At 72.0% G+C, this 542-nt stretch carries 1 protein-coding gene; it reads left to right on the top strand.

Annotation, left to right across the window (positions count from 1 at the left end):
• On the top strand, window positions 1–542 hold a 542-nt coding region (locus tag FJ694_RS36610; protein ID WP_157272412.1), incomplete at both ends, for a tetratricopeptide repeat protein.

Genomic DNA, 542 nt, shown 5'->3' with positions numbered 1-542 from the left:
GGACTGGGCGATGACGCAGAACAACCTGGGCACCGCGCTGACGCGCCTGGGCGAGCGCGAGAGCGGCACGGCGCGGCTGGAGGAGGCGGTGCAGGCCTACCGCGCAGCCCTGCAGGAATACACGCAGGAGCGCGTGCCGCTGGCCTGGGCGATGACACAGCACAACCTGGGCGCCGCGCTGACGCGCCTGGGCGAGCGCGAGAGCGGTACGGCGCGGCTGGAGGAGGCGGTGCAGGCCTACCGCGCAGCCCTGCAGGAGCGCACCCAGCAGCGTGTGCCGCTGGACTGGGCGATGACGCAGAACAACCTGGGCACCGCGCTGACGCGCCTGGGCGAGCGCGAGAGCGGTAGGGCGCGGCTGGAGGAGGCGGTGCAGGCCTACCGCGCAGCCCTGCAGGAGCGCACCCAGCAGCGTGGTAAGCGGTCGCCCTGCGGCGTCCTTCACCGCGGCCTTGCCATCCGAACAATGCCCTCATCGGTAACGCATGAGGAGCGACAAGGATGGAAGCAGGCAGGCAAGTCGTCAGGCGGCGGCGGCTGGA

The sequence above is a fragment of the Azohydromonas aeria genome (genome assembly GCF_009760915.1).
Lineage (GTDB): Bacteria > Pseudomonadota > Gammaproteobacteria > Burkholderiales > Burkholderiaceae_C > Azohydromonas > Azohydromonas aeria.
This window is presented reverse-complemented; position numbering and strand designations above follow the sequence as displayed.